Annotated in this window: 27 protein-coding genes; 10 read left to right on the top strand and 17 right to left on the bottom strand. The window is 39.8% G+C overall.

The genetic code is table 11. The features are described 5' to 3' along the window. The first annotated feature begins 13 nt into the window (after positions 1–13). On the top strand, positions 14–1,363 hold the full coding sequence (locus AC1M9I_RS02105) for an MFS transporter (RefSeq protein ID WP_481593934.1): 1,350 nt from the start codon (positions 14–16) through the stop codon (positions 1,361–1,363). 119 nt (positions 1,364–1,482) lie between these two features. Here the strand turns inward: AC1M9I_RS02105 and pcaG are convergent, their stop codons facing one another. The 8 genes from pcaG to AC1M9I_RS02065 all read right to left on the bottom strand — a co-directional run bounded on the left by pcaG (position 1,483) and on the right by AC1M9I_RS02065 (position 8,214). Beyond that, positions 1,483–2,112, bottom strand: coding sequence for a protocatechuate 3,4-dioxygenase subunit alpha (gene pcaG / locus AC1M9I_RS02100; RefSeq protein ID WP_092766915.1), 630 nt, complete (start codon positions 2,110–2,112; stop codon positions 1,483–1,485). Positions 2,113–2,126: 14 nt separating this feature from the next. Further along, a complete protein-coding gene (gene pcaH, locus AC1M9I_RS02095; protein ID WP_092766916.1) occupies positions 2,127–2,852 on the bottom strand; it encodes a protocatechuate 3,4-dioxygenase subunit beta in 726 nt (241 codons plus the stop codon). Positions 2,853–2,887: 35 nt separating this feature from the next. Continuing rightward, positions 2,888–3,286 carry a 4-carboxymuconolactone decarboxylase gene (pcaC, locus tag AC1M9I_RS02090; protein ID WP_035269644.1) on the bottom strand — a complete coding sequence of 133 codons (399 nt, stop codon included), beginning with the start codon at positions 3,284–3,286 and terminating at the stop codon, positions 2,888–2,890. A gap of 47 nt (positions 3,287–3,333) precedes the next feature. Next, positions 3,334–4,116: a 3-oxoadipate enol-lactonase gene (gene pcaD, locus AC1M9I_RS02085; RefSeq protein WP_171076801.1), complete on the bottom strand. Its 783-nt coding sequence runs from the start codon at positions 4,114–4,116 to the stop codon at positions 3,334–3,336. After that, positions 4,113–5,471 carry a 3-carboxy-cis,cis-muconate cycloisomerase gene (pcaB, locus tag AC1M9I_RS02080; protein ID WP_481593935.1) on the bottom strand — a complete coding sequence of 453 codons (1,359 nt, stop codon included), beginning with the start codon at positions 5,469–5,471 and terminating at the stop codon, positions 4,113–4,115. The genes pcaD and pcaB overlap by 4 nt, the downstream gene beginning before the upstream one ends. A 62-nt stretch (positions 5,472–5,533) precedes the next feature. After that, entirely contained in the window at positions 5,534–6,739 is a 1,206-nt protein-coding gene (gene pcaF / locus AC1M9I_RS02075; protein WP_481610614.1) for a 3-oxoadipyl-CoA thiolase, read from the bottom strand. Positions 6,740–6,868: 129 nt separating this feature from the next. Next, the gene (locus AC1M9I_RS02070) at positions 6,869–7,522 is read right to left on the bottom strand and encodes a 3-oxoacid CoA-transferase subunit B (protein WP_481610613.1); all 654 of its coding nucleotides are present in this window, start codon (positions 7,520–7,522) and stop codon (positions 6,869–6,871) included. Positions 7,523–7,542: 20 nt separating this feature from the next. Continuing rightward, the gene (locus tag AC1M9I_RS02065; protein ID WP_035269637.1) at positions 7,543–8,214 is read right to left on the bottom strand and encodes a 3-oxoacid CoA-transferase subunit A; all 672 of its coding nucleotides are present in this window, start codon (positions 8,212–8,214) and stop codon (positions 7,543–7,545) included. A gap of 272 nt (positions 8,215–8,486) precedes the next feature. Here AC1M9I_RS02065 and pcaU point away from each other — a divergent pair, with 272 nt between their 5' ends. After that, a complete protein-coding gene (pcaU, locus tag AC1M9I_RS02060; RefSeq protein WP_481587829.1) occupies positions 8,487–9,311 on the top strand; it encodes an IclR family transcriptional regulator PcaU in 825 nt (274 codons plus the stop codon). A gap of 77 nt (positions 9,312–9,388) precedes the next feature. Here pcaU and pobA read toward each other — a convergent pair whose 3' ends face one another. Further along, positions 9,389–10,579, bottom strand: a complete 1,191-nt coding sequence (pobA, locus tag AC1M9I_RS02055) for a 4-hydroxybenzoate 3-monooxygenase (RefSeq protein WP_481594065.1) — start codon at positions 10,577–10,579, stop codon at positions 9,389–9,391. Positions 10,580–10,734: 155 nt separating this feature from the next. On the opposite strand from pobA, the gene AC1M9I_RS02050 reads away from it, so the two are divergent. The 6 genes from AC1M9I_RS02050 to AC1M9I_RS02025 all read left to right on the top strand — a co-directional run bounded on the left by AC1M9I_RS02050 (position 10,735) and on the right by AC1M9I_RS02025 (position 16,469). Next, positions 10,735–11,544: an IclR family transcriptional regulator domain-containing protein gene (locus tag AC1M9I_RS02050; protein ID WP_481610612.1), complete on the top strand. Its 810-nt coding sequence runs from the start codon at positions 10,735–10,737 to the stop codon at positions 11,542–11,544. A 365-nt stretch (positions 11,545–11,909) separates the two neighbouring features. Beyond that, the gene (locus AC1M9I_RS02045) at positions 11,910–13,256 is read left to right on the top strand and encodes an MFS transporter (protein ID WP_481594067.1); all 1,347 of its coding nucleotides are present in this window, start codon (positions 11,910–11,912) and stop codon (positions 13,254–13,256) included. Between the two features lie 64 nt (positions 13,257–13,320). Continuing rightward, on the top strand, positions 13,321–14,586 hold the full coding sequence (locus tag AC1M9I_RS02040; protein WP_481610611.1) for an OprD family outer membrane porin: 1,266 nt from the start codon (positions 13,321–13,323) through the stop codon (positions 14,584–14,586). A 140-nt stretch (positions 14,587–14,726) separates the two neighbouring features. Beyond that, positions 14,727–15,305, top strand: a complete 579-nt coding sequence (locus AC1M9I_RS02035) for a nuclear transport factor 2 family protein (RefSeq protein WP_171260728.1) — start codon at positions 14,727–14,729, stop codon at positions 15,303–15,305. After that, the gene (locus tag AC1M9I_RS02030; RefSeq protein WP_481594069.1) at positions 15,275–15,775 is read left to right on the top strand and encodes a chalcone isomerase family protein; all 501 of its coding nucleotides are present in this window, start codon (positions 15,275–15,277) and stop codon (positions 15,773–15,775) included. The genes AC1M9I_RS02035 and AC1M9I_RS02030 overlap by 31 nt, the downstream gene beginning before the upstream one ends. Positions 15,776–15,785: 10 nt before the next feature. Further along, positions 15,786–16,469, top strand: a complete 684-nt coding sequence (locus tag AC1M9I_RS02025; protein WP_092768268.1) for a response regulator transcription factor — start codon at positions 15,786–15,788, stop codon at positions 16,467–16,469. Between the two features lie 68 nt (positions 16,470–16,537). Here the strand turns inward: AC1M9I_RS02025 and AC1M9I_RS02020 are convergent, their stop codons facing one another. From AC1M9I_RS02020 to AC1M9I_RS01985, 8 genes are read right to left on the bottom strand one after another with little or no spacing between them, the layout of a single operon-like run. Next, a complete protein-coding gene (locus AC1M9I_RS02020) occupies positions 16,538–17,881 on the bottom strand; it encodes a sensor histidine kinase (protein ID WP_035269429.1) in 1,344 nt (447 codons plus the stop codon). A 44-nt stretch (positions 17,882–17,925) separates the two neighbouring features. Beyond that, positions 17,926–18,975, bottom strand: coding sequence for an SAM-dependent methyltransferase (locus AC1M9I_RS02015; protein ID WP_035269406.1), 1,050 nt, complete (start codon positions 18,973–18,975; stop codon positions 17,926–17,928). Between the two features lie 8 nt (positions 18,976–18,983). Further along, complete coding sequence (locus AC1M9I_RS02010; RefSeq protein ID WP_481594070.1) at positions 18,984–19,760, bottom strand: DUF1295 domain-containing protein; 777 nt, start codon at positions 19,758–19,760, stop codon at positions 18,984–18,986. 20 nt (positions 19,761–19,780) lie between these two features. After that, on the bottom strand, positions 19,781–20,977 hold the full coding sequence (locus tag AC1M9I_RS02005; RefSeq protein WP_035269391.1) for an SAM-dependent methyltransferase: 1,197 nt from the start codon (positions 20,975–20,977) through the stop codon (positions 19,781–19,783). A gap of 1 nt (position 20,978) precedes the next feature. Beyond that, positions 20,979–21,767 (bottom strand): DUF1365 domain-containing protein, encoded by a 789-nt coding sequence (locus tag AC1M9I_RS02000; protein WP_035269389.1) that lies wholly within the window; start codon positions 21,765–21,767, stop codon positions 20,979–20,981. An 8-nt stretch (positions 21,768–21,775) separates the two neighbouring features. After that, positions 21,776–23,062 carry an NAD(P)/FAD-dependent oxidoreductase gene (locus tag AC1M9I_RS01995; RefSeq protein WP_481589474.1) on the bottom strand — a complete coding sequence of 429 codons (1,287 nt, stop codon included), beginning with the start codon at positions 23,060–23,062 and terminating at the stop codon, positions 21,776–21,778. Next, positions 23,059–24,033, bottom strand: a complete 975-nt coding sequence (locus AC1M9I_RS01990; protein ID WP_481594434.1) for an acyl-CoA desaturase — start codon at positions 24,031–24,033, stop codon at positions 23,059–23,061. The genes AC1M9I_RS01995 and AC1M9I_RS01990 overlap by 4 nt, the downstream gene beginning before the upstream one ends. Positions 24,034–24,037: 4 nt before the next feature. Then, a complete protein-coding gene (locus tag AC1M9I_RS01985) occupies positions 24,038–24,259 on the bottom strand; it encodes a hypothetical protein (RefSeq protein ID WP_481594435.1) in 222 nt (73 codons plus the stop codon). Positions 24,260–24,456: 197 nt separating this feature from the next. Between AC1M9I_RS01985 and AC1M9I_RS01980 the strand changes: the two genes are divergently transcribed. Further along, complete coding sequence (locus AC1M9I_RS01980) at positions 24,457–25,089, top strand: paraquat-inducible protein A (protein ID WP_481589494.1); 633 nt, start codon at positions 24,457–24,459, stop codon at positions 25,087–25,089. Between the two features lie 35 nt (positions 25,090–25,124). After that, positions 25,125–25,859 (top strand): paraquat-inducible protein A, encoded by a 735-nt coding sequence (locus AC1M9I_RS01975; RefSeq protein WP_481590812.1) that lies wholly within the window; start codon positions 25,125–25,127, stop codon positions 25,857–25,859. Positions 25,860–25,918 lie beyond the last annotated feature (59 nt).

Below are 25,918 nucleotides of genomic sequence, written 5' to 3'. Positions count from 1 at the left end.
GGATTAAAAAAGAATGGATATCTTAAAATTAAAGGATTGTGTCGATAATGGCAAAATAAGTTCATATCAAAAATTCGTCGTTTTTTTCTGTTTTATTTTATACATTATCGATGGATTCGATTTCATGATAATGGCTTATTTGGCAAGTTCAGTTGCCAATGAGTTTTCATTAACTGGTACTAATATAGGAACTTTAATTAGTGCTGGTTTAATTGGTATGACCGTCTGTTCATTTTTACTTGCACCTCTCGCAGATAAAATCGGCAGACGTAATTTAATTAACCTTTGTCTATTAATCTGTGGTTTGAGCATGTTTGCATCTGCATTTGCCACCGATTTTAAGCAATTGGTTCTGTGCAGATTTTTCACTGGTGTTGGTATTGGTGGTGTTCAAATCAGTGCTATGATTTTGGCCAGTGAATATTCTCCGACTAAATATAAAAGTTTTAGTGTTGGGATATTATCTGCCGGTTATGGGATTGGAGCAATTAGCGGAGCACTACTTGCTGTATATAGCTTAGAAAGTATCGGTTGGAGACAAGTATTTCTAATTGGTGGATTCGTTACTACATTTGCTTTTCTTTGCTCATTGAAATTTTTACCAGAATCGATCGATTATTTATTACTAAAACAACCAAAACATGCTTTGGAAAAATTGAATCAAATTTTCTCTAAAATGCATAAAAAACCAATTCTCACACTCCCCAAAGCATATGTAGAAAATCAAAAGTCTTCTTACGTAGAAATATTTAACCACAAGTATTTAGTTAAATCCCTTGTATTATGGGTTTCTATATTCTTTATTCTTTTTGGTTTTTATTTCGTGATGGGCTGGACACCTAAAATTCTCAATAGTTCTGGTCTAGATAACTCATTATCTATTAAAACTGCCATGATGATCAGCGTGGGTGGTATTTTAGGTAGTTTTATCATTGGTGTTCTTAGTTCTAAAGTCAGCGTATACATCAATCAAATTGCCTTTTTAATCCTCACGTACGTATGTATTTTATTGTTTGTGAACAATACAGATAATTTAAATATATTAATCATCGTTGCCACAACGCTAGGATTCTTTATTAATGGCTGTTTAGCTGGAATCTATGCCATTTCTACACAGCTCTATGAGGCAGATGTACGATCAACAGGCGTGGGGATTGCAACTGGTGTTGGTCGTTTTGGTGGTATTTTCTCTCCAATCATTGCGGGATACTTTTTAGACCTAGGGAACTCGCCTTTAGAATTGTACGGAAATTTTGGTTTTGCATTTGTTTTAGCAGCTATTGCCATTTTCATCATCTATAAGTTAAAACAAAAATCCGTAGTAAATACACCATATGTCGTTTTACAAAAAGAGCCTCAATAATTTATGCTCACGAATATATAACTTTGTATTGTTAAGATAAGTTGTTTCATCAAAATCTATTGATAGAAACAACAAAAGGTCAGTGAAATCACTGACCTTTTTAATTTCTTGTTCAAAGTTTAAATATCAAAGAATACAGTTTCATTTTCACCTTGAATACGAATATCGAAACGATAAACGATCTGACCATCACGCTCTTCACGCTTAGCAATGAGTGTTTGACGACGTGGCGCCCACTCAATACCATTCAAAATTGGGTCTTTCGCATTCGCTTCAGCTTCATCCTCGAAGTAAACTCGAGTATGTAAACCTAAATTGATACCACGCGCAAAAATAACCAGCGCGATATGTGGTGCTTGCTGTGAACCCTTACGTCCAGGAACAGCACCTGGTTTGATCGTATCGAAGCTCCAAAAACCAGTGTCAAAATCCGCACCCGCTCTACCCCAACCTAAAAAGTTTGGATCTGGCTGCTTCCCTTGCGTATCCTGCTGACTTGGATAAACACCATTGGCATCAGCTTGCCAAATTTCTACGAGTACATCGCGAAGTGGTAAACCCAAACCGTCAAAAACTTGCCCTTCGAGGCGAATACGTTCACCTTGAGTGCCATCTTTCACCATTTGATTATTGAAGCTATGCTCAAATACTTCTATACCAGCTTGATTAGGCATTAATCCAATATGGACATATGGACCACCTGTTTGAGATGGTGTTTCATGTAATTCTTCAAATTTCCAGCCATTCATCCTGATGCTCCCTATCAAGTCAAATCATTTTCAAAATATGTCGCACGACGACCACGTAAAGTAATGTCAAAACGATAGCAACGACTATCTGCTTCAATAAAGTTGCTCTTGTCTTCGAGCGCAATTAAAGCTCTTCGCTGTTGTTCTGAAGGAACAGTTTTTAAAATTGGACAGCTATCAATTAATGTATCGCCTTCAAAATAAAACTGGGAAATCAAACGCTGTGCCCAGCCATCTGCCATCACAGAAAAATGGATATGTGCTGGACGCCACTCATTGATACGGTTACGCCACGGATAAGGTCCTGGTTTTATCGTTCTAAAAATGAAGAATCCATTTTCATCTGTGAGCATTCGACCGCAACCACCAAAGTTAGGGTCCATAGCTCCCACATACTGATCATTTGGATGGCGATAACGTCCTGAGGCATTCGCTTGCCATACTTCAATCAAAGCATTTTTAACAGGACGACCAAATTGATCACGTAAATAACCATGAATAATGACGCGTTCACCAACAGGTAAACCATCTTTTGCATAATTTAAAATTAAATCATTGTCTTTAGGACCCAATAAGTCTGCGCTAAAGTGAGGTGCAGTAACCTCGGTTAATGTTTGCGCAATCGAAATCAGTGCATTTTTCGGGGAACGTAATACACTGGTTTTATATCCCGGTGCATATGCTGGTGGATGATCATCTGTATTTCGCTGTGCATAAGCACCCATCAGAATTTGAGACATGAATCTCTCCTTATTCAATTTAAAATATCGTCCGTTTATTTAATTTTCTCAGGCGAAATGCCTAACTCTGCAAATACTTCTTCTGCCATATGCATTGCAGCATTGGCTGCAGGAAGTCCTGCATATAAAGACGCATGCAAAAATAATTCTTTAAGATCATCTTTAGTAACGCCATTGTTGAAACAAGCACGAATATGCATTCTGAGCTCTGCTTCACGCCCCAATGCAAGTAAGATTCCAATCGTCACCAAACTACGTGTATGTCTTGGCAATCCTGGTCGTGACCAAACCTCACCCCATGCAAAACGACTAATGAAGTTTTGAAAATCAGCATTAAATTCATTTAAATTTTCAAGTGAACGCCCGACATGGGCTTCACCCAAGACTTCAGTACGGACTTCTAGCCCCTGCTTATAACGTTCTTCATCATTCATGAGGTTGTTCCTCTTTAAAATTGAAATTATTTGATGTTCAGATGTGCTTAAGACTGAATAAAAGCAAGCAATGCTTGGTTAAATTCAACTGGTCGCTCAATATTGGATAAATGCGATGCATCTATGACTGCAAGTTGACAGTCAGGTATATGTTGTTTTAAAAACTCACCATCATTCACTGTGGTCACAGGATCTAAGCCGCCACATAATGCCAAACAAGGCACAATAATTTTTCCAAGTTGATTGCGTAAATCCGTCTGAGCTAAAGCACGACAAGAGGCTGCATAGCCTTTAGGCTGAGTGACAGACAAACTCTGAATGGTTTTTTGAGCTGTCACATCGTGTAAATAATCAAACTGTTCACTAAACCAACGCGTATGTGTAGTACTGACGATATCAGCCAAACCATTTTGTTCAACCGCATCTGCACGACTCAACCATGCCTCGGCATTTCCAATTTTTGCTGCTGAATTTGCAATGGTAATAGAGTTAAAACGCTCTGGTGCAATTATGCCTAATTGAATCCCAGTAACTCCCCCCATGGAGATACCACAAAAATGCGCTTTTTCTATAGAGAAATGATTGAGTACATCAAGGACATCATTGGCTAAATCAATGATTGTGGTATTTTCAATGACACTACTTCTTCCATGACCACGTGTGTCGTAGCAAATCACATCATAATCTTTGGAAAAATAATCAATTTGGGCTTGCCACATGCCATGATCAGTGCCCAGTGAGTTTGAAAAAATGATGCTTGGTTTTGTATCGTCACCAAAACGATAGACCGCAAGCTGCTGACCATTACGATTATTGATTAATGTCATTATGGTGTACTTCCTTGAACGCTCTCTAGTACCGCATCTATTTGTGCTTGAGTATTTCCTAGATAATGTTGCGGATTAAAAATCTGACGGAGTTGATCTAGATCAAAAATAGCTAATATTTCTGGATTATTTTGTACAACATCGAGTAAGTGTCGTTGTTCGGCAACTGCTTGCTTACAAGCAGCTTCCACAAGATGATGTGCATTCAATCGACCCATCTGAGGTGCGAGTGACATCATCAGTGCTTCAGCCATGATTAATCCTTGCGTGCACTCTAAATTTCTGAACATATTTTCAGGATCTACTTCTAATCCCGTAAATACATCGATTGCTCTACTTAAACTACCCGCCGTCAGTTGAAATAACTCTGGTAACGCTAGCCATTCAGCATGCCATGCACCTAAACTTCGTTCATGTTCTTGTACTAAGCTTTGGTAGATACTTGACATTAATGCAGGGACGCGATTTGCAGCGGCTAGAATTGAAGCAGCTGCAACAGGATTACGCTTATGAGGCATCGTCGATGACCCTCCACGCCCAGCACCACTCGGTTCAAACACTTCTGCAATTTCTGTTTGCATCATGAGTGACCAGTCACGGGCCATCTTGCCCAAGTTTCCTGTAATCGTTGCAAGTACATGTGCAATTTCGGCTACACGATCTCGCTCCCCATGCCATGTACATACGGGTGTATTTAAACCAAGTTTTTGTGCGTAGCTACTCACTACAGCCGAACCATATTCAGTTAATGAAGCTAAAGTACCTACCGCACCACCTAACTGCGCTGTTAAGACATGTTGCTGTAACTGCTGAACACGCTTTAAATCTCGATCTAAACTAGAGAGCCACCGTGCTGTTTTATGTCCAAAGGTAAGCGGTAAACCTTGTTGCAACCATGTACGTCCGATCATCACCTGATCACGGTATTGAATCGTCAGTTTTTTAGTTGCCTGAATAGCCTGGATAAGTTGCTTTTCGATCAGCTGTAACGCATCTTGAGCTTGCAGCATAAAGGCCGTATCAATGATATCTTGGCTGGTCGCACCCCAATGCACATAACGGGAAGCATCTTCATTGATTTTTTTTACAGCAGCAGTGAATTGCTTTACGAATGGAATTGCAATATTGCCAGCGAGACCACTGGACTGTGCCAAATGATCAAAATTAATAATGGAATGAATTTCTTGTGCTGCAACACGTTGAATCGTTTCAGCAGCAATTAAGGGAATAACACCAACTTCAGCTTGAGCTTGAGCCAGTGCAACCTCTGCACGCAACATATATTTAACGAGTGCTTCATCACTAAATATGATATTTACATCATTCTGATAAAACAAACTTGCATATAACTGACTCATAACTTATCCCTATTACGCTTCATCATGTTTTTCACCATAAAGCGTCTTTCCAAAAATTGCTGTTAAACTTTTTCAATAATTAAAGCGATGCCTTGACCCACACCGATACACATAGAGCACAATGCATATTTGCCACCAGTTGCTTCAAGTTGGTTGAGGGCAGTCGTCACCAAACGCGCACCTGATGCACCCAATGGATGACCCAGTGCAATTGCACCACCATTTGGGTTTACACGCGCATCATCGTCGGCTAAACCTAGGTCACGTGTACACGCCAATGCTTGTGCTGCAAACGCTTCGTTCAGCTCAATCACATCCATTTGCTCTAGTGTTAAACCTGTTTGTGCTAACAGTTTTTTAATCGCAGGTGCAGGACCAAAGCCCATAATGCGAGGTTCAACCCCAACAGTGGTTGCACCAATTACTTTGGCACGAGGTTTTAAATCATATTTTTCAACAGCTGCATCAGACGCAATCAGAATCGCTGCCGCACCATCGTTAATGCCTGATGCATTACCTGCGGTTACTGTACCGTCTGCTTTTACAACAGGTTTTAACTTGGTTAAGGCTTCTAAAGTGGTTGATGCACGTGGATGTTCATCTTTTGCCACCACAACCGCATCACCTTTACGCTGTGGAATAGTCACAGGCACGATTTCTTGATCAAAGAAACCACGTGCTTGCGCTGCAGCCGTACGTTGTTGGCTGGTTAAAGCAAATTGGTCTTGATCAGCGCGGCTAATGTTGAACTGTTCAGCCACGTTTTCAGCCGTTTGCGGCATGGTTTCAACACCATACATTTCTTTAAGCTTCGGGTTGATAAAACGCCAGCCCATGGTGGTGTCTTCAATCTTTTGACTACGACCAAATGCACTCTCAGATTTACCCATCACAAATGGGGCACGTGACATAGATTCAACACCACCTGCCACAATCACGTCAGCTTCACCAGCTTTAATGGCACGCGCGGCCATTGCTACGGTATCGAGTGATGAACCACATAAACGGTTGACTGTGGTTGCAGGTACTGTATAAGGAATACCTGCTAAAAGCGCCGACATACGACCGACGTTACGATTATCTTCACCGGCTTGGTTGGCACAGCCAAATAAAACGTCATCGACGACATTCCAATCCACAGAAGGGTTACGTTCCATTAAGGCTTTTAATGGCACTGCACCTAAGTCATCCGCACGGACAGGCGCTAAACCACCGGCATAACGACCAAAAGGCGTACGGATGGCATCAATGATGTATGCGTTTTTCATTTATTTATGTCCTAAATCTTTGAATCCCTCCCGACCTCCCTTTGAAAAAGGGAGGAGTCCACCCGCTTAAATTAATTGGATGGATAGTCCCTCCTTTAATAAAGGAGGGATTTAGGGAGGATTGATAAATTAGCCTTGAGTCGCATCAATGAGTTTGGCACCCGTCATCGATTGAAGTTCTTCAAAAGATAAGCCTTCAACTTTCTCAATGACTTTCATGCCATCTGCCGTCACATCAATCACACAAAGGTCCGTATAAATGCGGTCCACACATTTCAAACCTGTCGCAGGATAAGTCAGCTCAGCAACGATTTTAGGCTCGCCTTTTTTAGTGACATGATCGGTGGTAATAAAGACTTTTTTCGCACCTACGGCTAAGTCCATTGCACCACCCACAGCAGGGATGGCATCAGGTGCACCGGTATGCCAGTTTGCAAGATCACCATTTTCAGCGACTTGGAAAGCACCCAAGACTGCGATGTCTAAATGACCACCACGCATCATGGCAAATGAATCACCATGATGGAAGAAAGCTCCGCCTTCTAGCAGGGTTACAAACTCTTTACCCGCGTTAATTAACTCAGGGTCACGGTCTTCTTCCGCAGGGGGTGGACCAAAGGCCAATAAACCATTTTCAGAATGTAAAAAGACATCTTTATCAGAAGGTAAGTAACTCGAGATCTTGGTCGGTAAACCAATGCCAAGGTTGACATAAGCACCATCAGGAATATCTTGTGCAACACGTTCAGCAATTTGATCACGGGTTAATTTTTGATAACTCATTTTATTTCTCCAATCTCAAATTACTGCGCAGGTTGAACTTGTACAACGTGTTGTACAAAGATCCCAGGGGTGATGATGTGTTCAGGATCTAAGGCACCGAGTTCCACGACTTCTGATACTTGCGCGATGGTGATATCTGCTGCCATGGCCATAATTGGACCAAAGTTACGTGCAGATTTACGGTACACCAAGTTCCCCCAGCGATCTCCCTTATGCGCTTTAATTAACGCAAAGTCAGCTTTGATTGGATTTTCTAAAACGTAGTCTTTACCTTCATAATTCATGGTTGGTTTGCCTTCAGCGAGCAAAGTACCAAAACCTGTTGGTGTGTAGATTGGACCTAAGCCCATACCCGCCGCTTGAATACGGCAAGCCAAGTTGCCTTGCGGTACAAGTTCTAACTCGATTTTGCCTGCACGGTAGAGTTCATCGAAGACATAAGAGTCAGACTGACGAGGAAAAGAACAGATGATTTTACGTACAGCGCCTGCTTGTAACAGTTTAGCCAAGCCGTAATCACCATTACCTGCGTTGTTGTTGACGATCACTAAGTCTTTAATACCGAGTTCAATTAAGCCATCGATGAGTTCAGCAGGCTGACCTGCGGTACCAAACCCACCAATCATAATGGTTGAACCGTCTTTAATTTGGGATAAAGCTTCAACTAAAGACTGTGACGATTTATCGATCATCCAACAACTCCCTCTGTACAACATATTTTAATATTTGAGGAATCCACGATTAGCGCAATTTCAATCTGGACGGAGATTGAAATATGCAACTAAATCGCTTGGATTCCGTCATTCCATTCTTGATAAATTACAAAGCTTGAGCTACCTTGAAAAAAGGTTTTTGTACGATTTACAGATTTTTTGTTCGATGATCGAACAATATCTTGAGTATATTGCTCAAGATTCTAAATCAGCATCAATAATTCAATTTTTAAAATAGCAAGGAAAATGCTGTGTCTACAGAATCAGACTCAAGGAACAGACAACTTCAAAATCCAGATAATAAAAAGTGGATTCGTCATGAAGACTTTATTGCAGGTATCAGCAAAGGACTTGCTATCTTGGATTGTTTTGCAAATGACCGTCACCGTTTAAATGTGACCATGGCTGCAGAAAAAACAGGGTTGACTCGAGCCGCTGCAAGGCGACATTTAATGACTTTAGAATATTTAGGTTATTTAGAGTTTGATGGTCATTACTATTATTTAACACCTAAAGTTTTAAAATTTTCAGGTGCATATTTAAGTGGTGCACAGCTGCCTAAAATTGCTCAGCCATTGTTGAATTTACTTACTCAGCAAACCTCTCTCATTTATTCCGTGATGGTATTAGATGGCTACGAAGCTATTACGATTGCACGTAGTGCAGCGCATCAACAGACTGATCGTGTTAATCCTTATGGATTACATTTAGGTAACCGACTACCCGCTCATGCGACATCTGCAGGGAAAATTTTATTAAGTTATTTATCCAAGGAAGCACAACAAGAATGGTTGGAAAAATATCCACTCAAAGCACTCACCAAATATACGTATACCGATAATGAGAAATTTATAAAATTATTAGCAGAAGTTAGAGCTGATGAATATTGTTACTCAGCTGAAGAACATGAGTTAGGCGTACATGCTTTGGCTGTACCTATTCACAATCATCGTGCTGATGTTGTCGCAGCATTGAACATTGTGTCACCGACAGGTAAAACCAGTAAGGAATATTTAATTCAGTATATTCTGCCCTTATTACAGCAAACCTCGATTGAATTTAGACAATTTGTTTAATAAAAAAACACACCAAATTGTGGAGCAATTTGGTGTGCGCTAAAAAATAGCCAATGGATTAAGCTTAACGTAGAGGATTAACTCGCTTTTTGGAGTGGTAGTCCAACATAGTTTTCAGCAAGCGTAGTTTGCCCTGCTTCTGAACCAAGAATATAACTTAATTCAGCTTGTTTGATTTTATGCTCGAATTCGGTTTCTGTCTCAAAACGATGTAATAAATGAGTCATCCACCAAGAGAAACGCTCTGCTTTCCATACACGTTTTAAGCAATTTTCAGAATACTGCTCAATCCCCTGCTCAGAACCCGTTTGATAATATTCAATGAGAGCTTGAGAAAGATACGCAATATCAGATGCAGCGAGGTTTAAACCTTTAGCTCCTGTTGGCGGTACAATATGAGCAGCATCACCCGCCAAGAACATTTTACCAAAACGCATTGGTTCAGTGACAAAACTACGTAATGGCGCAATACTCTTCTCAATTGATGGACCAGTCACAAGCTTTTCACGGCTTTCAGGATCTAGACGATTTTTTAACTCTTCCCAAAATTGCTCATCTGACCAATTTTCAACTTTATCCGTTAACGGTACTTGTAGATAATAGCGACTTCTCGTGTTAGAACGCATACTGCATAATGCAAATCCACGATCAGATTGCACATAAATTAGTTCATCCGCAACAGGAGGTACATCTGCCAATACCCCCAACCAGCCAAATGGATAGACTTTCTCAAAAGTTTTAATTTTGTCTTCTGGCACACTGGCACGGCACACGCCATGGTAACCATCACAACCAGCGATAAAATCACATTCAACTTTAACTTGCTGACCATTATGCTCAAAAGTAACACTTGGTTGACCGTAGAAATCATGTACTTGAACGTTAGCTGATTCGTAGTATGAAGTGAGTTGAGCTGCTGTGCGAGCCTGCATTAAATCTTTGGTGACTTCAGTTTGGCCATATACCGTAACTTGTTTACCACCCGTCAACTGCGTTAAATCAACACGGTGCTTTTCACCATTGGTTAGAATTTCAATACCCTGATGAGGTAACCCTTTTTCACGCAGTTGCTGATCTACACCAGCTTCAGTCAATAAATCTACTGAAACTTGCTCTAAAATCCCAGCACGGATACGACTGGCAACATATTCAACACTACGCTGTTCAATTAAAATATGATCAATACCCGCTTTATATAGCAGTTGACCGAGTAATAAACCTGCTGGACCTGAACCAATAATCGCGACTTTGGTTTTTAAAATTTCCATATTGCAAACACCCTCAATTTTTTTCCTTTTGTAAAACCTAATGAAATTCCAACTGAGGTACTAGACTTTAGCCCTAAATACGACCGAATTTAGTGACAAATGACCGATCATCGGACAAGATATCAGAATTCAAGGGTGTAAATCAGAGCAATATCATGCGCAATGAATTGATTTCAAATGCTAAAAATAAAGAAGTAATTCAATATGATGATTATATTGCAGGCCTTGCTAAAGGTTTGAATCTATTAGAGTGCTTTGGTGTTGAACGTCAAAAATTAAATGTCACCCAAATTGCTGAACGTACAGGATTGAGTCGCAGCGCAGCACGACGATATTTAAGAACTTTAAAATTTTTAGGTTATTTAGACACAGATGAACATTTTTATTGGCTCACCTACAAAGTTTTACGCTTTTCAAGTGCTTATCTAAGCTCTGCATATTTGCCAAAAGTCGCTCAACCTATGCTGAATTTACTCAGTATCAAAACTGCACTGAGCTATTCAGTCACGGTGCTCGATGAACATGAAGTCGTACCTGTTGCGAAAAGTGTTCCTCAACAGAACGAATCATCTAAAATGAGTCCGTTGGGTATTCATCTAGGTAATCGCCTTCCAGCCTACGCCACCTCAACAGGTAAAATACTACTCTCAAGATTGAGCCATGATGAACTTAATCAATGGCTTGCACAATATCCACTCAAGAGATTAACGCCTTTTACCATCATAAATCATCAAAAGTTTATAAACACTATTGCAACTGTTCAAAAACAAGACTACTGCATTTCTACAGAAGAACATGAATTGGGAATTATTGCTTTAGCTGTCCCTATTCTCAACATGCAAGGTGATACTGTAGCCGCACTCAACTGTATCGGATCCAGCCACAGAATTACAGAAACATATTTAATCCAAAATATTTTGCCCCAGCTTAAACAAGTAGCTCATGATTTGCGCGCTATTTTATAAAATTCGGAAGATTCGAATGAACTTTTAAGATTTTTTTCCTTTCTTTAACTGAGGCGTTCATTTTTTTAATCCCTAGTACTTTAGTATATTTTTCAAGTACTTCTTCGCAAATATGGATCCATTTAATCTAAAATATATCTAAGTTAATATTTTTTTGCTTGAATTTGGATCCAATAATGCTAAATTCATGCACATTGCAGACGTGTTGATTATTTCATCAATACCAGAATATGGACGGGTTCTGACTGCGATGAACACCTTAAACATTACTAGGATGACTTCTGAAGTCTGCCTACGTTTATGACATGTAATCACATGCCACACGTAGTGCTTTTCAATGAGGTCTTATTCCATGGAGAAAGTAAATGGTTCAGAACCCGCGTGAGGAAATGAATAACAAGACCATGAATGGGTTTCAGTGGTTTGTTATCGGTATCTGTATTTTATTAAATGTTATTGATGGCTTTGACGTTCTTGTCATGGCCTTTACTGCTGCATCTGTTTCTGCCGAGTGGGGACTGACTGGCGCTGAACTTGGTGCACTATTGAGTGCTGGCTTATTTGGTATGGGTGCTGGCTCACTATTTCTTGCACCTTGGGCTGACAAAATCGGTCGCCGCCCACTCATCTTACTTTGCCTACTTATCTCTGGAGTAAGTATGGTTGCAGCATCATTTGCTCAGACTGCAATGCAACTTGGCATGATGCGTTTTGTGACTGGTTTAGGCATCGGCGGTATTCTCGCAAGTAGTAATGTTATTGCAAGTGAGTACGCATCTCTGCGTTGGAGAAGTCTCGCAGTCAGCTTACAATGTACAGGTTACGCGATTGGTGCAACCGTTGGTGGGATTATTGCAATTGCGCTTATCAGCAATTTCGGATGGCGTGCAGTCTTCTTAACAGGTGGTTTAGCGACTTTATTCATGTTGGTCGTGTCTTATTTCACCTTACCAGAATCACTTGATTACCTTTTGGTTAAACAGCCAAAAAATGCTCTAGAACGTATTAATGTTTTAGCAAAGAAAATCAATATTACCCCATTACAGCAACTTCCTACGGTCACTATGACCAGCGAACAAGCAAAGAGTGGTTTGGCACGTTTGTTCAGCCCTAAATTGGCACTTCAAACGATTTGTATCTGGTTTAGCTTCTTCTTCGTTATGTTTGGTTTCTACTTCGTCATGAGTTGGACACCAAAAATCTTATCTGCAAATGGGATGACCACTGAACAAGGTGTAACAGCAGGTGTCCTGATTAGTGCTGGCGGTATGTTTGGTGCTGCGCTGTTAGGTCTGATTAGTTCACGTATCCGTATTTACTATGTTCAAGCGGCTTTCCTTGCCTTAACTGCAATCTTGATCTGGTTATTTGTGAACAGTACTGGTTCACTCATGATCGCATTCATTCTCGCTTTATTCCTTGGCATGATGTCAAACGGATGTGTCGCAGGTCTATATGCGATGTCTCCTGCAATCTATGATGCTGATGTTCGTGCGACTGGTGTTGGTTATGCGATTGGTTTTGGTCGTGTAGGCGGTATTTTGTCTCCACTAGTTGCAGGTGCTTTCCTCGACAGTGGTATCTCATCACTTGTACTTTACGGATATTATGCGTTGGCATTCGTTGCAGCCATTATCATGGTATTAAGCATTTCAAAACTCAAAAATAAAGAAACTGCACAATTGCATTTCCAACAACCAACATCTGCATAATCATTTTTTAAATACTTTAGAGCTAGACAAGACGTCTAGCTCCTCTTTTCATATAGGGACAATAATGAGATTTTCTGCAATCTTTTTAGGGGTAATTACGTCTGGTTTTCTATCAACAACGCAAGCAAATTCATTTATAGATGATTCATCAGTCAATCTAACAGCTCGCAATTTTTATTTTGATCGCGCATATACACAAGATGCATCAGGTAAAGATCAGAAAGACTGGGCTCAAGGTTTTATCTTTAAAGCTAATTCAGGCTATACACCAGGTACCGTAGGACTAGGTTTAGACATTATGGCACTGGCAGGTTTTAATCTTTTAGGCAGTGATGCCGACGATTATGCAGCTTCGGGATTACTGCCAACCAGTCCATCAGGTAAAGCTGATCAGTATGGAGAAATTCGCTGGACGGCAAAAGCGAAAGTGGGCAAATCGACTTTACATGGGGGTACACTCGCACCAATGTTCCCTGTTTTGTTCTCTTCTCCAGCTCGTTTATTCCAGCAAAATTATCGAGGTACACATCTTCAAATCAATGAAGTGGATAATTTGAAAATTCATGCCCTGTATGTGGATCGTGTGAATCAACGTGATTCAACAGATTATGAAAAAATTAAAGTTGGCAATCCTAATAATCGATTTAAGACTGCTGCCGAATCATCTGGCTTACACATGCTTGGTGCTGAATATAAATTTAACGATCAAATTAGTGCGCAACTCTTTCATGCCAACCTTCATGATGTTTATCACCAAAATTTCATTGGTGCAAAAAGCAAACATGATATAGGTATTGGGCATTTATTAGGGGATGTACGCCTGTTTGTGAGTGAAGACTCAGGTCAAGCTCGTGCAGGACATATTGAAAATCAACATTTGAGCGGTATTTTTGGGCTTAACCGTAACAATCATACTTTCAGTTTGGGCTATATGCAGTCTTTTGGTGATACAGCTCTTCCGACCTTAGCGGGTTCAGAGCCAGCAGTGTTCTTAGATAGTATGAGTGCTGATTTCACCAACATTAATGAAAAAGTCTATCACGCACGCTATGACTATGACTTTAAAGACACTTCATTGAAAGGTCTAAAGTTTATGACTCGCTATAGTAAAGGCGATGATATTGAAATTCGTAACACCGACAATCAAACGTTTGAACAAGATGCTCTAGATTTTGAACTCAGCTATCGTGTTCCAACGGGTAAACTCGAAGGTTTAAATATTCGTACACGTTATAGTCGCTACCGTAACGATATCCCACCAGTAGGTATGGCATTTAAGTCGGATGACGAAATGCGTGTCAACATTGATTACACTTGGAAATTTAAATAAAACAAAGTTAAAGGGAGTTCAACGGAACTCCCTTTAACACAAATATCTTTCATCGAACACAGCTCATATTTTAATTTCACATCCATTTCACAAGATTGCCAGTAGATTAAAAAATAAGAATAAATTAGTGGATTGAGATCATGAAACACGTCAAAAAAATTGTGGCTGCGACATTGAGCCTTCCTCTACTCTTTTTATCAGGCTGTGCAAGCATCCCAAGTTACTCTGATGATTATGCTCAAGCACGATCGACAGTTCAAGGCATCACCATGACGCCTGCCAAAGCTCAAGATATAGGGGTTCGTTTTACCAGTGCATTCAATACTTTAGGTACACCTGAATTCACTAACCGAGCAAGCAATCTGTATGCTGACAGTTTATATATCAATGACACACTTTCACAATTTAGTAAGCGTGAAAATCTAGTCGAACATTTCAAAGGTATGAATAACCGTGTCAGTAATGTTTCAGTCAAATTGCTCAACACATCACATTTTGACGACTCAGCCTATGTGCATTGGCGTATGGCATATGATTTTAAAATCTTCGGCACGACTCGAAGCATGGAATCACATGGAATTAGTGAAATAAAACTCAATGAGCAAGACAAAATTGTGTTCCAGCAAGACTTTTGGGACCCAGCTGATGGCTTATTTCGCTCACTACCATATGCTGGAGGGTTATACGCATGGTTATTACCTTTCAAAAAATCGCAATAATCACCCTCTCTGCTTTGAGTCTATTCTTATTACCACTCGCGCATGCACAAAGTGTGCGTGAGTGTGGTCAAGGAGACCTCAAAGTCGGACAAAAAAATGTCGGTAAAGCAACTTATTTCGCTCAAAATTGTCAAAGCACTTGGAAGAATCAAGATATTCGCATGGACTTTGCTTATACTCAACATATTCCAGAATGGGCTTTTAAAAAGGCTGCAACGCACTTTCTCAAACGAAATGTCAAACAAGCCAATACGTTGAAACAGCTTGACCAGATCACACAATTGTATCAACCGGTTCGATCTGGTGATATTTACAGTCTAAGCTATACCCATACGACCCAGACTTTAACTTTGAGTCTAAATCAAAAAATTTTGGGTAAAATTCAATACATGAATGCCAATGATTATTTTAAAATTTGGCTGGGTTCGTCTCCATTTAGTGATACTTTAAAAAAGCAATTATTGGACTAATCGTGTCGACATGACTAAACATTTTATTTTAATGGTCGAAGATCATTACGAACTTGCTTCAACATTATGTGAATTTTTAGAAGAGCATAATTTTGTGGTTGATCATGCGCGTAATTTGGATGTGGCACGTCAACTGCTTAAACAACATCCTTATCATATTCTACTGTTAGATATTAATTTACCTGACGGTACAGGTTATGACCTGTGTGAATGGCTTCGCAACGAACAAGGACTCGACCTCCCGGTACTGATGCTGACTGCTCGTGATACTTTGGATGATAAATTAAAAGGTTTCCGAGCAGGTACAGATGATTATTTAGTCAAACCATTTGATTTTAATGAATTGGTTTATCGTGTTCGTGCACTGATCAAACGCTCATTAGGAGAAGTATCTAACAGCCAAATCAAAATTCACGATCTCACATTAGACCCTGCTTTACAGCAAATCACTCGTGCAGGTCAAATGATCGAACTGCCACCTATTCAATTCAAACTTTTAAAATTACTTATGCGAAACTCACCTAAAGTGCTCACTAAACAGGAGATCATGCTTGAGTTATGGGGGGATGAAGAACCAGAAAGCGATGCACTCAGAAGCCATATCTATAATTTAAGAAAAATGGTCGATAAGCCGTTTGAACAAAAATTAATACACACCGTTTCAGGGGTAGGTCTAAAGATCGCAGTTGAATAAAACTAGTTACTACTGAAAAAACTAGTTACTACTGAATTCGCACTTCAGATCAAATTCCTCCAAATACACTATTTTGGAGGCTGATCATTCAAGTAAACGACCACAATCAGTCCTGAACTGAGTGACAAGTCAACTTTTGGATGAGTCATCAAATAGTATTCACGATCAAATAACTCTACTCTCCAGCCAAGTTGTTTACATAATTTTTGAACCAGTTGTAGCCCGATACCATGACCTTTGATATCGAGTTGCAGCTGCTGATTCGTTAGTTCTTGCACCTTAGAGTTATTCGGTAAATCAATCCCGATACCATTATCTGCGACCAACACTTTGTTTTTTTCGAGAATGACATTAATGCTTGTACCTTGAGAGTAATTCAATGCATTTCTTAAAATATTGCTAAACACCATTTTTGTCATCGATGGATATAAATGACGTTTGACCTCATTAACTTCGATGTTTAAATCGATACTCATTCCTTTTGCCAAACTGACACTATTCAAGTCACTTACAACATCTTGAAGCAGTTCTGATAAGCGTGTTTTTTCACTTTGTAAATTGCTTGTGGTATTTCGAGCAATCGCCAAAAGTGTATCGACCAATAACTGCATATCTTCGATTGTGTTTTGCAATCGAGTAAAAGATTTGTTATCACCATAACGGGCCTGACAAAGTTGTACATTTCCCTTCAATATTGTGAGCGGTGTTCGAAGTTCATGACTAACATCGCCAGTAAACTCTCTTTCACGCTGAATGAATTCGCTTAAAACTTGATGATATTTTTCAAGTGCTTGCTTGAGATATTCAGCCTCCAAATTAGAATCTGTTTTAATTTCTTTAAATGGTGATGCTCGATTATTCTGATGTTCCCAATCGATATGTTCGAGTGCATTGGCTAAGCGTGTGATGGGCGAAAAATAGCGGCGTGCACGGCGATTCCACCACCACAGCACACTGTATAGCAAAAATAAGCTGACCATGAGTGGCGCTAAACCAAACAGCCAAATAAGCTTATTAACATTACTTTCACCAAACACTAAAAAAACGTGTTCACCATTGCGTGTCCCATAAACCGTCATCCGGTCTTTACCATCGATATAGTGTCGATGTACACCCGATTGGAGTTTTAAATTACGAAATTCAGAGGGGGCTAACTCGTCATCGGACCAACGATATCCATATAAATTTTTAGTGTCGGGTAAAGCAGCTTCTGGATTACGCTCCATACGCTGCCAGTAATGCTCCATCTCCTGTTCGAGCGCTGTGGTCAGCAATGTTCCTTTAATGACCCAAGCACTGCAACCAATCCCAATCACAATAGACAAGGCAATAAGACCAATTTGTAGCCAATAATAGCGGTTAAACACCTCACCCAAAGGATGATCGCGTTTATCCCTAAATAGCCTCATCATGGACATGTACCCTCTTCACCTTATCGCTAAGCTTAGTTTGAACTTCAAACAGCTCGCTTCTTAAACAAATAATGGCCAATCACCCACTCACGACCTTTGTCATAACCAAACAGTTCTGCACAAGCCATGAAAAAGATTCTCCAACGTTGCCACCAGATTTCCGCATCTTGACCATAAGTTTGCTTAAATAGTGGTTTAAGTAAGTCCTTTTTTTGGTCCATATTATTTAACCATGCATTGGCTGTATGTTCATACTGTTGTCCAGACCATTGCCATTGGTTTTCTAACTGTAAATGATCCTGAAAGTGCAGGAAAGTCGAAACAGCAGGCATTAACCCCCCTGTAAAAAAATATTTAGACATCCAGTCATAATCATTTTTAACTTCAAATGGATAGTGAATAAATCGATGGCAGAAAATATGACACCACAATAAACCATCTGCTTTGAGCCATTGGCTAATATTGGCAAATAATCGCTGATAGTTTCGAACATGCTCAAACATTTCAACGGATACAACACGATCAAAAGAGTTTTGCTCCAACTCGAGTTGATTTACATCACAGGTGATAACTGTCAAATTGTTAAATTGCTTTTCTTTGGCTTGTTGTTGAATGTGAAGACGTTGAGTATTGGAGTTTGATACTACCGTAATGTTGGCATTTGGATAATGCTCTGCCATATACAAACTGAGTGATCCCCAACCACAGCCTATTTCTAAGATGTCCTGACCATCTTGTAATTGCGCACGTTCACAGTAGACCTGCAGGGCATTTTCCTCAGCTTGATCTAAACTGGTTTTAGCATCATGGAATAAACTGGCACTGTATTTTAAACGCTTGCCCAACACGGCCTGAAAGAATGCTGTAGGCAATTCATAATGTTGTTCATTTGCCTTGTCTGTATCAATCGCGATTTCACTTTTTTTCAAGTCTCTTAATACATCCATATAACGCTGTGAAGCGAATACAGCGTCAAAACGACCTTCTTGCTCAAGACGTTTTTTGCAAAGTGCTTGGATACCAAGACGAATCACTTGATCTGGAACTTTGCCACTTTCAATGAGTTTTAACGATTGTTGAACGATTGAATCCATGTAATTACCTACTTTTTCGGTGACCAAGGAAGAAACATTGATGTTTTTTGTTGGTACATCTTGTAGTTTGCACCACGATTTTTGAGCGCTTGCTGTTCACTAAATGGAATACCCGTGATGTAGTACAAAAAGAGCCACATCAACACCGGATAGATCCACAACCAAGGCGTTCCCGCCGCTATACCTAAGATTGGATAAGCAAACCAATGTATCCATTCAAAAAAGTAATTCGGATGGCGTGAATATTTCCATAACCCTTGATCCATCGTTTTGCCACGATTATTCGGGTTCAATTTAAATTGATACAACTGATGATCTGCGAGTGCCTCACCAATAAATGCAACCAGCATGATTAATCCTGAAATCAGCAGCAGTTCTGTCGAGTTACTCCACTGCATCGCAGGTATACTGAACAATTTGATCATTGGATATGAGAATAAGGAGATCAACCCAGCCTGAAATAGAAAAAAGAGAAGAAAACCTAAATGTTGAAAGTCTCCCATCGCACGGCGCATATTGGCATAACGCGTGTCCTCAGAATCTTCTCGGATATATCTTCTGAATAAATGCCATGCTAAACGGAGAAACCAAAGACCACTCGCGATCGCTAGAAAAATGCGAACAGATGTAGGGGCTTCATTCATTACATTTGCTGCGATGAGGACATTTAAAGCTATTCCAAAGCTCCAAATGACATCGACCAAACCTGCACGATGATTAAATGTCACCCAAATCCATGCACAAAGCATCAGGAAAACATTCATCACAAATAAATTGAGCAACATCGAGATGTCCTCTCACTGATTTAGTATGGACTTGCTTCAAACAATAAATGCACATCACTAATGACGCCTTCGAGAAAACCTCCTTCGCAATAACATAAATAAAAATCCCACATGCGAATAAAGTTTTCATCAAAGCCCAGTGCTAAAACTTGCTCACGCTGTTGTAGAAAACGTTCACGCCAGCAGTGAATCGTTTGTGCATAACTTAAACCAATATCTTCAAGATGCTTTAGACGTAATTTTTGTTCTGATGCAACGTTGGTCATCACGCTGATACAAGGAATAAAACTACCTGGGAAAATGTATCTTTTGATGTAATCGACCGTACTCAATGCCTTTTCATATCGCGCATCTTCAATGGTGATGGCTTGAATAAGCGCCAAACCATTAGGTTTTAACAGCTGTCTACACTTTTCAAAATATGTCGATAGATATTGAGCACCAACGGCTTCAATCATTTCAATTGAAACCAATTTATCGAATTTACCTTCAAGTAAACGATAATCTTTTAATTTAACTTCAACACGATGAGACAGACCCGCAGCGTCAATTCTAGCTTTAGCTTCGTCATATTGAGCTTGAGAAATGGTAATAGTAGTCACTTTACAACCATAGTTTTGCGCAGCATAGATCGCAAAACCACCCCATCCACTGCCAATTTCAACCAAATGATCCATCGGTTGAAGTTTCAATTTTTGGCATATGATTTCTTTTTTATAATCGGATGCTTGTTCCAAAGTCATAGATTGATCTTTGAATACCGCGCTGGAGTACATCATGCTCGGATCAAGAAATAACTTAAAAAAGTCATTACTTAAATCATAATGCTCAGCAATATTTTTGCGACTACCTTCCAATGAGTTTTTACGCGATGCATACCAAGTTTTGAGCAAGAGTTGACTCGCCTTTGCTAAGGCACTTTGGTTCATACGATCTAAAATATCGCGATTTCTCGCAAGAATTCGCACAATCTTCACTAAATCTGGTGTCGTCCAATATCCTTGAATGAAACCTTCAGCTGCACCAAGAACCCCCTGACGAAAAAGTAGATCCATCAACTTTGCATCATGGACCTCAATCACTGCGTCTAGATCACTCACCTCACCGACTGAACCCTCCCAAATCCCTTTAAAATGAATTTGGCCGTGTTTTAATTTCAGTAAATGACGTAATACCAGCGGTAGTGAAGATTGCTCTCCCATTAACAATGATTTCATATCACAGCTTATCCTTCGTTTTATTGGGATGCCGATAAAATGGAACTCTATTTATCCAAAGCTTAAAGGCATGATAATAAATACCTGCAACCATCTTGATCGGCTCAAATAGTTTAAAAACAGCATAGCGATGAAGTTGTGAAGGAAGTGTGATGGGGGTTAACTCAAAACGCATTGATGCATCGAATTGTAATTTTTCCTCTTTAAACAATTGCATAAGCACATAATTTTGTTTTTCAGCCAAACTAAACGTCCATTGATACTTCAGATCCATTGGCATGAAGGGTGACACGTGAAAAGCTTTGTCAAACTGGAAGTGGAAGCTCGTATATTCGGAATGCTGCTCCCCCCCGGTGCGACAATCGTGAACATATACCTGTCTTTCTAACCAGGGTGTATTGGTGATTTCACTGAGAATGAACTGTAATTTTTGCTGGGCATTAAATAGAAAATAAAAAACCACCGAATTAAATCTGAAGCCAAGCGTGCGCGGCAAAGCCAACACCCGAATTTCAGCGAGCTCCGTCGGCTCTTCTAAAGTATGCTCTTCCAACACATGCAGAACCTTCTCTCGAATCGTGCCTTGATAGTTTGCCAAGAAGTCATCAGAATCTAGGCTCAGAAAGTTCCATTTTTTCGTTGACCAAAGTATCGAAGTTTGCGCGAAGTGTTCGAGCTGTTCTGGATCAAACCACAAATACGTCAGCTGACTCTGAAAAGCATAAGGCTTAGGCAAGTAACGGCGATGACGAATGTCAGCAACTGCAATTGCAAGTGGATACAGCTGCATAAGTACTCCTAAGCGGCTTGATTCGATGAATTTAATAAGGCTTCAACCACCCATGACGCACTTCTTGCACCATCTTCATGGAAGCCCCATCCCCAATAAGCACCACAAAAATAGGTCCGATTTAAACCGTTTATTTCAGACCATCTTGACTGAGCTGCAATAGCTTCCGCATTAAATACAGGATGACGATAGTGACGCTGAACCCAGACTTTGTTTGGATCTAAATCAAAATTAGGATTTAATGTCGCAAAAATCTGAGTTTCACATTTCAGATTTTGTAGCTGATTCATCCAATAACTAAATCCATAATGGACACTATTTTGCTGAAATGGAGTGACTTGACCCGCTCTATTCGGTGTGACATGCACATGCCAACTTGCCCACTGACGTCTTGATTTTGGCATAATGCTGGTATCTGAATGCAACACCATATGATTGTCTTGATACTGAAACTTTTCTAATATTTCTGATTCTTTAACCGTTGGTTCAGCGAGCAACTTCAATGTGTCATCTGCATGACTTGCAAATACCACCCAATCAAACCGTTCAATCCCCTGTCCCGTTTCAATACTCACGTCATTTGCTGAGCGCTTAACTGACTTCACCTCTACTTTTTTAAAATGAATGTGCTTTGCTTGAGTTTGAATTGCACGAATATATTTAGAAGACCCACCTCTTACAGTTAACCATTGTGGTCGATCTTTGAGTTGCAACATACGATGATGTTGAAAAAAACTGACTACAAATTTATATGGAATTTGACCTGCTTGCTCTACTGGGCATGACCATAATGCACCACACATCGGATAGAGATGCTCTTGCCTAAACGCATCCGAGTATCCATGCTCGTTGAGATATTGCTCAATAGTGTAATTCGGGTCGGTCTCATCTACATCAAGATCTTTATTTGCTGCATAAAATCTGAATAAATCTGACAGCATCGCTCTAAAGCGGGTCTTTAAAAAATTCTGTGGTTTGAACAATAATGAGAATTTCTTGGAAGGGTTATATTGCAGTCCTGTGACCTGATTATTAACTGAAAACCCCATATCGCTGCTTTGAGCTTGTACACCAAGCTCCTTCAACATCTCACAAAATAAAGGATAGTTGTGTTCATTAAAAACAATGAATCCGCTATCCACTGCAACTTGCTCACCATCGATCTTTAATTGATGAGTATCAGTATGTCCCCCAAAATAATTATTCTTTTCAAATACGGTCACCTCATGCAACTTACTCAACTTCCAAGCTGCATAAAGTCCTGAAATACCCGATCCAATAATTGCAATTTTCATCTTGATTCCTTTGACTGAACTTGAGAATGTTGGAGTTTGGCCTTTTTCGAACGCGTAATTTTACTTACTTCATAGACTCGAGCTGGTATGGGTTTCATTCCCCAAACCAAGCCAAACCATGACATACATTTTAAGATGTAATAGGTCACATCGATCTGCCACCAATAGAACCCTTGGCGCGTACTTCCTGCATAAAAATGATGATTGTTGTGCCAGCCTTCACCAAGTGTAATCAGAGATAAAAATAAGTTGTTGCGACTATGATCATTCGTCTCAAAATCTCGGCTTCCATAATGGTGAGCCAGTGAGTTAATGCACAATGTGGCATGAATAAGCAGAACAGTAGAAATTGCGCCTCCCCATACCAATAACTGCAAACCACTGGTTCCCCAATGCGGCCACATCCAAGCAACCCATTCCCCTAGACCATAAATTCCGATAGCCGTTATTAATACGATCATCAAACTAAAACGATCTAACCAAATCAGCTCCGGAAACTTCAGCCAATCTTTAATAACACTTTTACGCGTTGAAAAATTATATTCATTTAAAAACCAACCAACATGGCTATACCAAAATCCATGCGTTGATGAATGTGGGTCTTGAGGAGTATCTGTATAACGATGATGATATCGATGATGTGCTGCCCACCATAATGGTCCACGCTGCGCACTCATTGTGCCAATTAAAATAAAGATAAATTGCAGCCATCTCGAAGTTTGAAAAGTTTTGTGTGACAAATAACGATGAAAAAAAGCCGTGATTGCGAACATGCGAATAAAATAAAAAAACAACATAAATGCAAAAGCAAACCAAGAAAACCCGACCCAAAACACTGCCAGACAAGCAAGATGCAGTAGGATAAAAGGAATTATTCTGAGCCATTGAATCTGTTTACTCTCAGAGGTCAATGCATCATGTGGCACGCTTACGGACCAACTATCCAGCCATTGCATGAGGCTTTTCAACATACAGTCATCCCAAACTAAGCAATCGATCTTTATGATTTAAATGAAGTGTAGTTCTTGATATATGAAGTTTATGTGAAGCACACGCTGCATCTTGAATTTTATGCTGAATCATTGAATTTAATATTAATTTAATTTCATCATATAAACTTAACTCACCCTCATTTTGACTACATAAATGCTGATCAATTAGCACTTCAACCCCTTTTATACCCTCGTTGAGCAACATGACTGCACACTGATAAGCCAAACTAAAGCGCTATGTATCTCGATTCAACAAAATAATCATAGGCAAACCTATTGAATCTCGATATAAACTATAGGGAGAAATAAAAAACCAAGAATATTGATGAAAAAGTTGAGACAACGATGTCTGAAACGAATGTAGAAACTGTATCGGATTCTAAACTCGCCCCTGATTTAAAAATGGTGCAAATCAATCAAAATTATGTTGCTTGTGAAGAGTGCGATACTCTCTTTCGTAAATCCGATTTATATAAGAATGAACGTGCCTATTGTTCGGCTTGCGGTTCCGAGCTCTATCGTAAAATTCCAAAATTTAACACACTGTTGGCCTTAGTCTGTACTGCGTTAATTATCTTTGCGATTGCCAATAGTTTTTCAATTGTCAAAGTTGAACTCCAAGGCATTTATTCAGAAACCACATTATTGGGTGCGGCTTGGGCAATGTTCGAGGCTGATCGTGCTTTTGTAGGCTTTCTTATTCTGATGACCACTTTTGTTGTCCCTTTGGCCTACTTACTTCTGATGGGATATATTCTTTTGATGGCAATGTTCAATAAAAATGTTATTGCAACCCAACAGTATGCATCACTTAAACTCGCATTACGGTCACTATTTCAACTGAGAGCTTGGGGAATGGTTGAAGTCTTTCTGATTGGCGTTTTGGTCACCTTGGTGAAATTAGTGGGGATGGTGGTTGTGATTCCTGGAATTGCCTTATGGGCATTTGCCATTTTAAGTGTTTTGTTGGTCTATTTGGTATCAATCAAAATCAAGGATCTATGGAACGTAATTGATGGAAATCAAATCTCATGACCATTACTTCCACTCATACGAATCAACCCGATCAGATGAAGCATTCGCCACACCCTATGCAGAAATCTGTCTCATTAGAAACGCTTGCACCGCGTGCAATTGATCTTGAGCTCACACTTTGTCATTGCTGTGGAACACTCAACCGCATGACGTCCTTGTCTGCCATGGAACAAGCACGAAAATCCCGCTGTACTCGTTGTGATAGCCCATTACATACCCGTAAAACCCGAAGTTTAGAACGAACTCTAGCTTATTTAATTGCAGCGAGTATTCTTTATATACCAGCTAATGTTTTACCGATGACGATTACAGAATCTATTCTTGGCCGTCAACAAGACACTATTATGAGTGGAGTCATCTATTTCTGGAAAAGTGGTGACTATTTCGTTTCGTCCGTTATTTTTATTGCCAGTATATTTATTCCCCTACTGAAATTGGTCATCCTTGCTCTCCTGCTCAGTGCTGTACATTTACAAGCCTCAAAAAAAATTCACCTCTCACCGAAGCATTGCTCGATCATGTATAGAGTCGTGGAGTTTATTGGCCGTTGGTCAATGATTGATGTTTTCGTTGTCGCCATGCTAGCAGCACTAATCCAAATTCAATCATTGGCAACTATTTTAGCAGGCACAGGTGCAGTCGCTTTTGGTGCAGTTGTGGTTTTGACCATGTTAGCCTCACTGAGTTTTGATCCTAGAATCATTTGGGACAACTATTACGTTTCAATTCTGAGTCAGCATGAAAAAAAAAATGACGCTACAGAACATTGAGATTTACATAAAACCCTTTCACTTCTTGCTTGATATTCATATGATGAAGCGTACAAACA

It is taken from the genome of Acinetobacter sp. ANC_7553 (assembly GCF_056779895.1).
The sequence above is the reverse complement of the archived record's forward strand: the minus strand, read 5'-3'. Positions and strand labels throughout refer to the sequence as shown.

Bases quoted from the DNA above. Each gene is read 5' to 3' on its own strand.
- AC1M9I_RS02010 (WP_481594070.1), bottom strand. From the start codon at position 19,760: ATGTTGCTCAATTTATTTGTGATGAATGTTTTCCTGATGCTTTGTGCA.
- pcaC (WP_035269644.1), bottom strand. From the start codon at position 3,286: ATGAATGATGAAGAACGTTATAAGCAGGGGCTAGAAGTCCGTACTGAA.
- AC1M9I_RS02035 (WP_171260728.1), top strand. From the start codon at position 14,727: ATGAAACACGTCAAAAAAATTGTGGCTGCGACATTGAGCCTTCCTCTA.
- AC1M9I_RS01980 (WP_481589494.1), top strand. From the start codon at position 24,457: ATGGTGCAAATCAATCAAAATTATGTTGCTTGTGAAGAGTGCGATACT.
- AC1M9I_RS02050 (WP_481610612.1), top strand. From the start codon at position 10,735: ATGCGCAATGAATTGATTTCAAATGCTAAAAATAAAGAAGTAATTCAA.
- pobA (WP_481594065.1), bottom strand. From the start codon at position 10,579: ATGGAAATTTTAAAAACCAAAGTCGCGATTATTGGTTCAGGTCCAGCA.
- AC1M9I_RS02030 (WP_481594069.1), top strand. From the start codon at position 15,275: ATGGTTATTACCTTTCAAAAAATCGCAATAATCACCCTCTCTGCTTTG.
- AC1M9I_RS02105 (WP_481593934.1), top strand. From the start codon at position 14: ATGGATATCTTAAAATTAAAGGATTGTGTCGATAATGGCAAAATAAGT.
- AC1M9I_RS01975 (WP_481590812.1), top strand. From the start codon at position 25,125: ATGAAGCATTCGCCACACCCTATGCAGAAATCTGTCTCATTAGAAACG.
- AC1M9I_RS02025 (WP_092768268.1), top strand. From the start codon at position 15,786: ATGACTAAACATTTTATTTTAATGGTCGAAGATCATTACGAACTTGCT.
- AC1M9I_RS02000 (WP_035269389.1), bottom strand. From the start codon at position 21,767: ATGCAGCTGTATCCACTTGCAATTGCAGTTGCTGACATTCGTCATCGC.
- AC1M9I_RS01985 (WP_481594435.1), bottom strand. From the start codon at position 24,259: ATGTTGCTCAACGAGGGTATAAAAGGGGTTGAAGTGCTAATTGATCAG.
- AC1M9I_RS01990 (WP_481594434.1), bottom strand. From the start codon at position 24,033: ATGTTGAAAAGCCTCATGCAATGGCTGGATAGTTGGTCCGTAAGCGTG.
- pcaF (WP_481610614.1), bottom strand. From the start codon at position 6,739: ATGAAAAACGCATACATCATTGATGCCATCCGTACGCCTTTTGGTCGT.
- AC1M9I_RS01995 (WP_481589474.1), bottom strand. From the start codon at position 23,062: ATGAAAATTGCAATTATTGGATCGGGTATTTCAGGACTTTATGCAGCT.
- AC1M9I_RS02015 (WP_035269406.1), bottom strand. From the start codon at position 18,975: ATGGATTCAATCGTTCAACAATCGTTAAAACTCATTGAAAGTGGCAAA.
- AC1M9I_RS02070 (WP_481610613.1), bottom strand. From the start codon at position 7,522: ATGAGTTATCAAAAATTAACCCGTGATCAAATTGCTGAACGTGTTGCA.
- pcaB (WP_481593935.1), bottom strand. From the start codon at position 5,471: ATGAGTCAGTTATATGCAAGTTTGTTTTATCAGAATGATGTAAATATC.
- AC1M9I_RS02020 (WP_035269429.1), bottom strand. From the start codon at position 17,881: ATGATGAGGCTATTTAGGGATAAACGCGATCATCCTTTGGGTGAGGTG.
- pcaG (WP_092766915.1), bottom strand. From the start codon at position 2,112: ATGAATGGCTGGAAATTTGAAGAATTACATGAAACACCATCTCAAACA.
- AC1M9I_RS02005 (WP_035269391.1), bottom strand. From the start codon at position 20,977: ATGAAATCATTGTTAATGGGAGAGCAATCTTCACTACCGCTGGTATTA.
- AC1M9I_RS02045 (WP_481594067.1), top strand. From the start codon at position 11,910: ATGGTTCAGAACCCGCGTGAGGAAATGAATAACAAGACCATGAATGGG.
- pcaH (WP_092766916.1), bottom strand. From the start codon at position 2,852: ATGTCTCAAATTCTGATGGGTGCTTATGCACAGCGAAATACAGATGAT.
- AC1M9I_RS02040 (WP_481610611.1), top strand. From the start codon at position 13,321: ATGAGATTTTCTGCAATCTTTTTAGGGGTAATTACGTCTGGTTTTCTA.
- AC1M9I_RS02065 (WP_035269637.1), bottom strand. From the start codon at position 8,214: ATGATCGATAAATCGTCACAGTCTTTAGTTGAAGCTTTATCCCAAATT.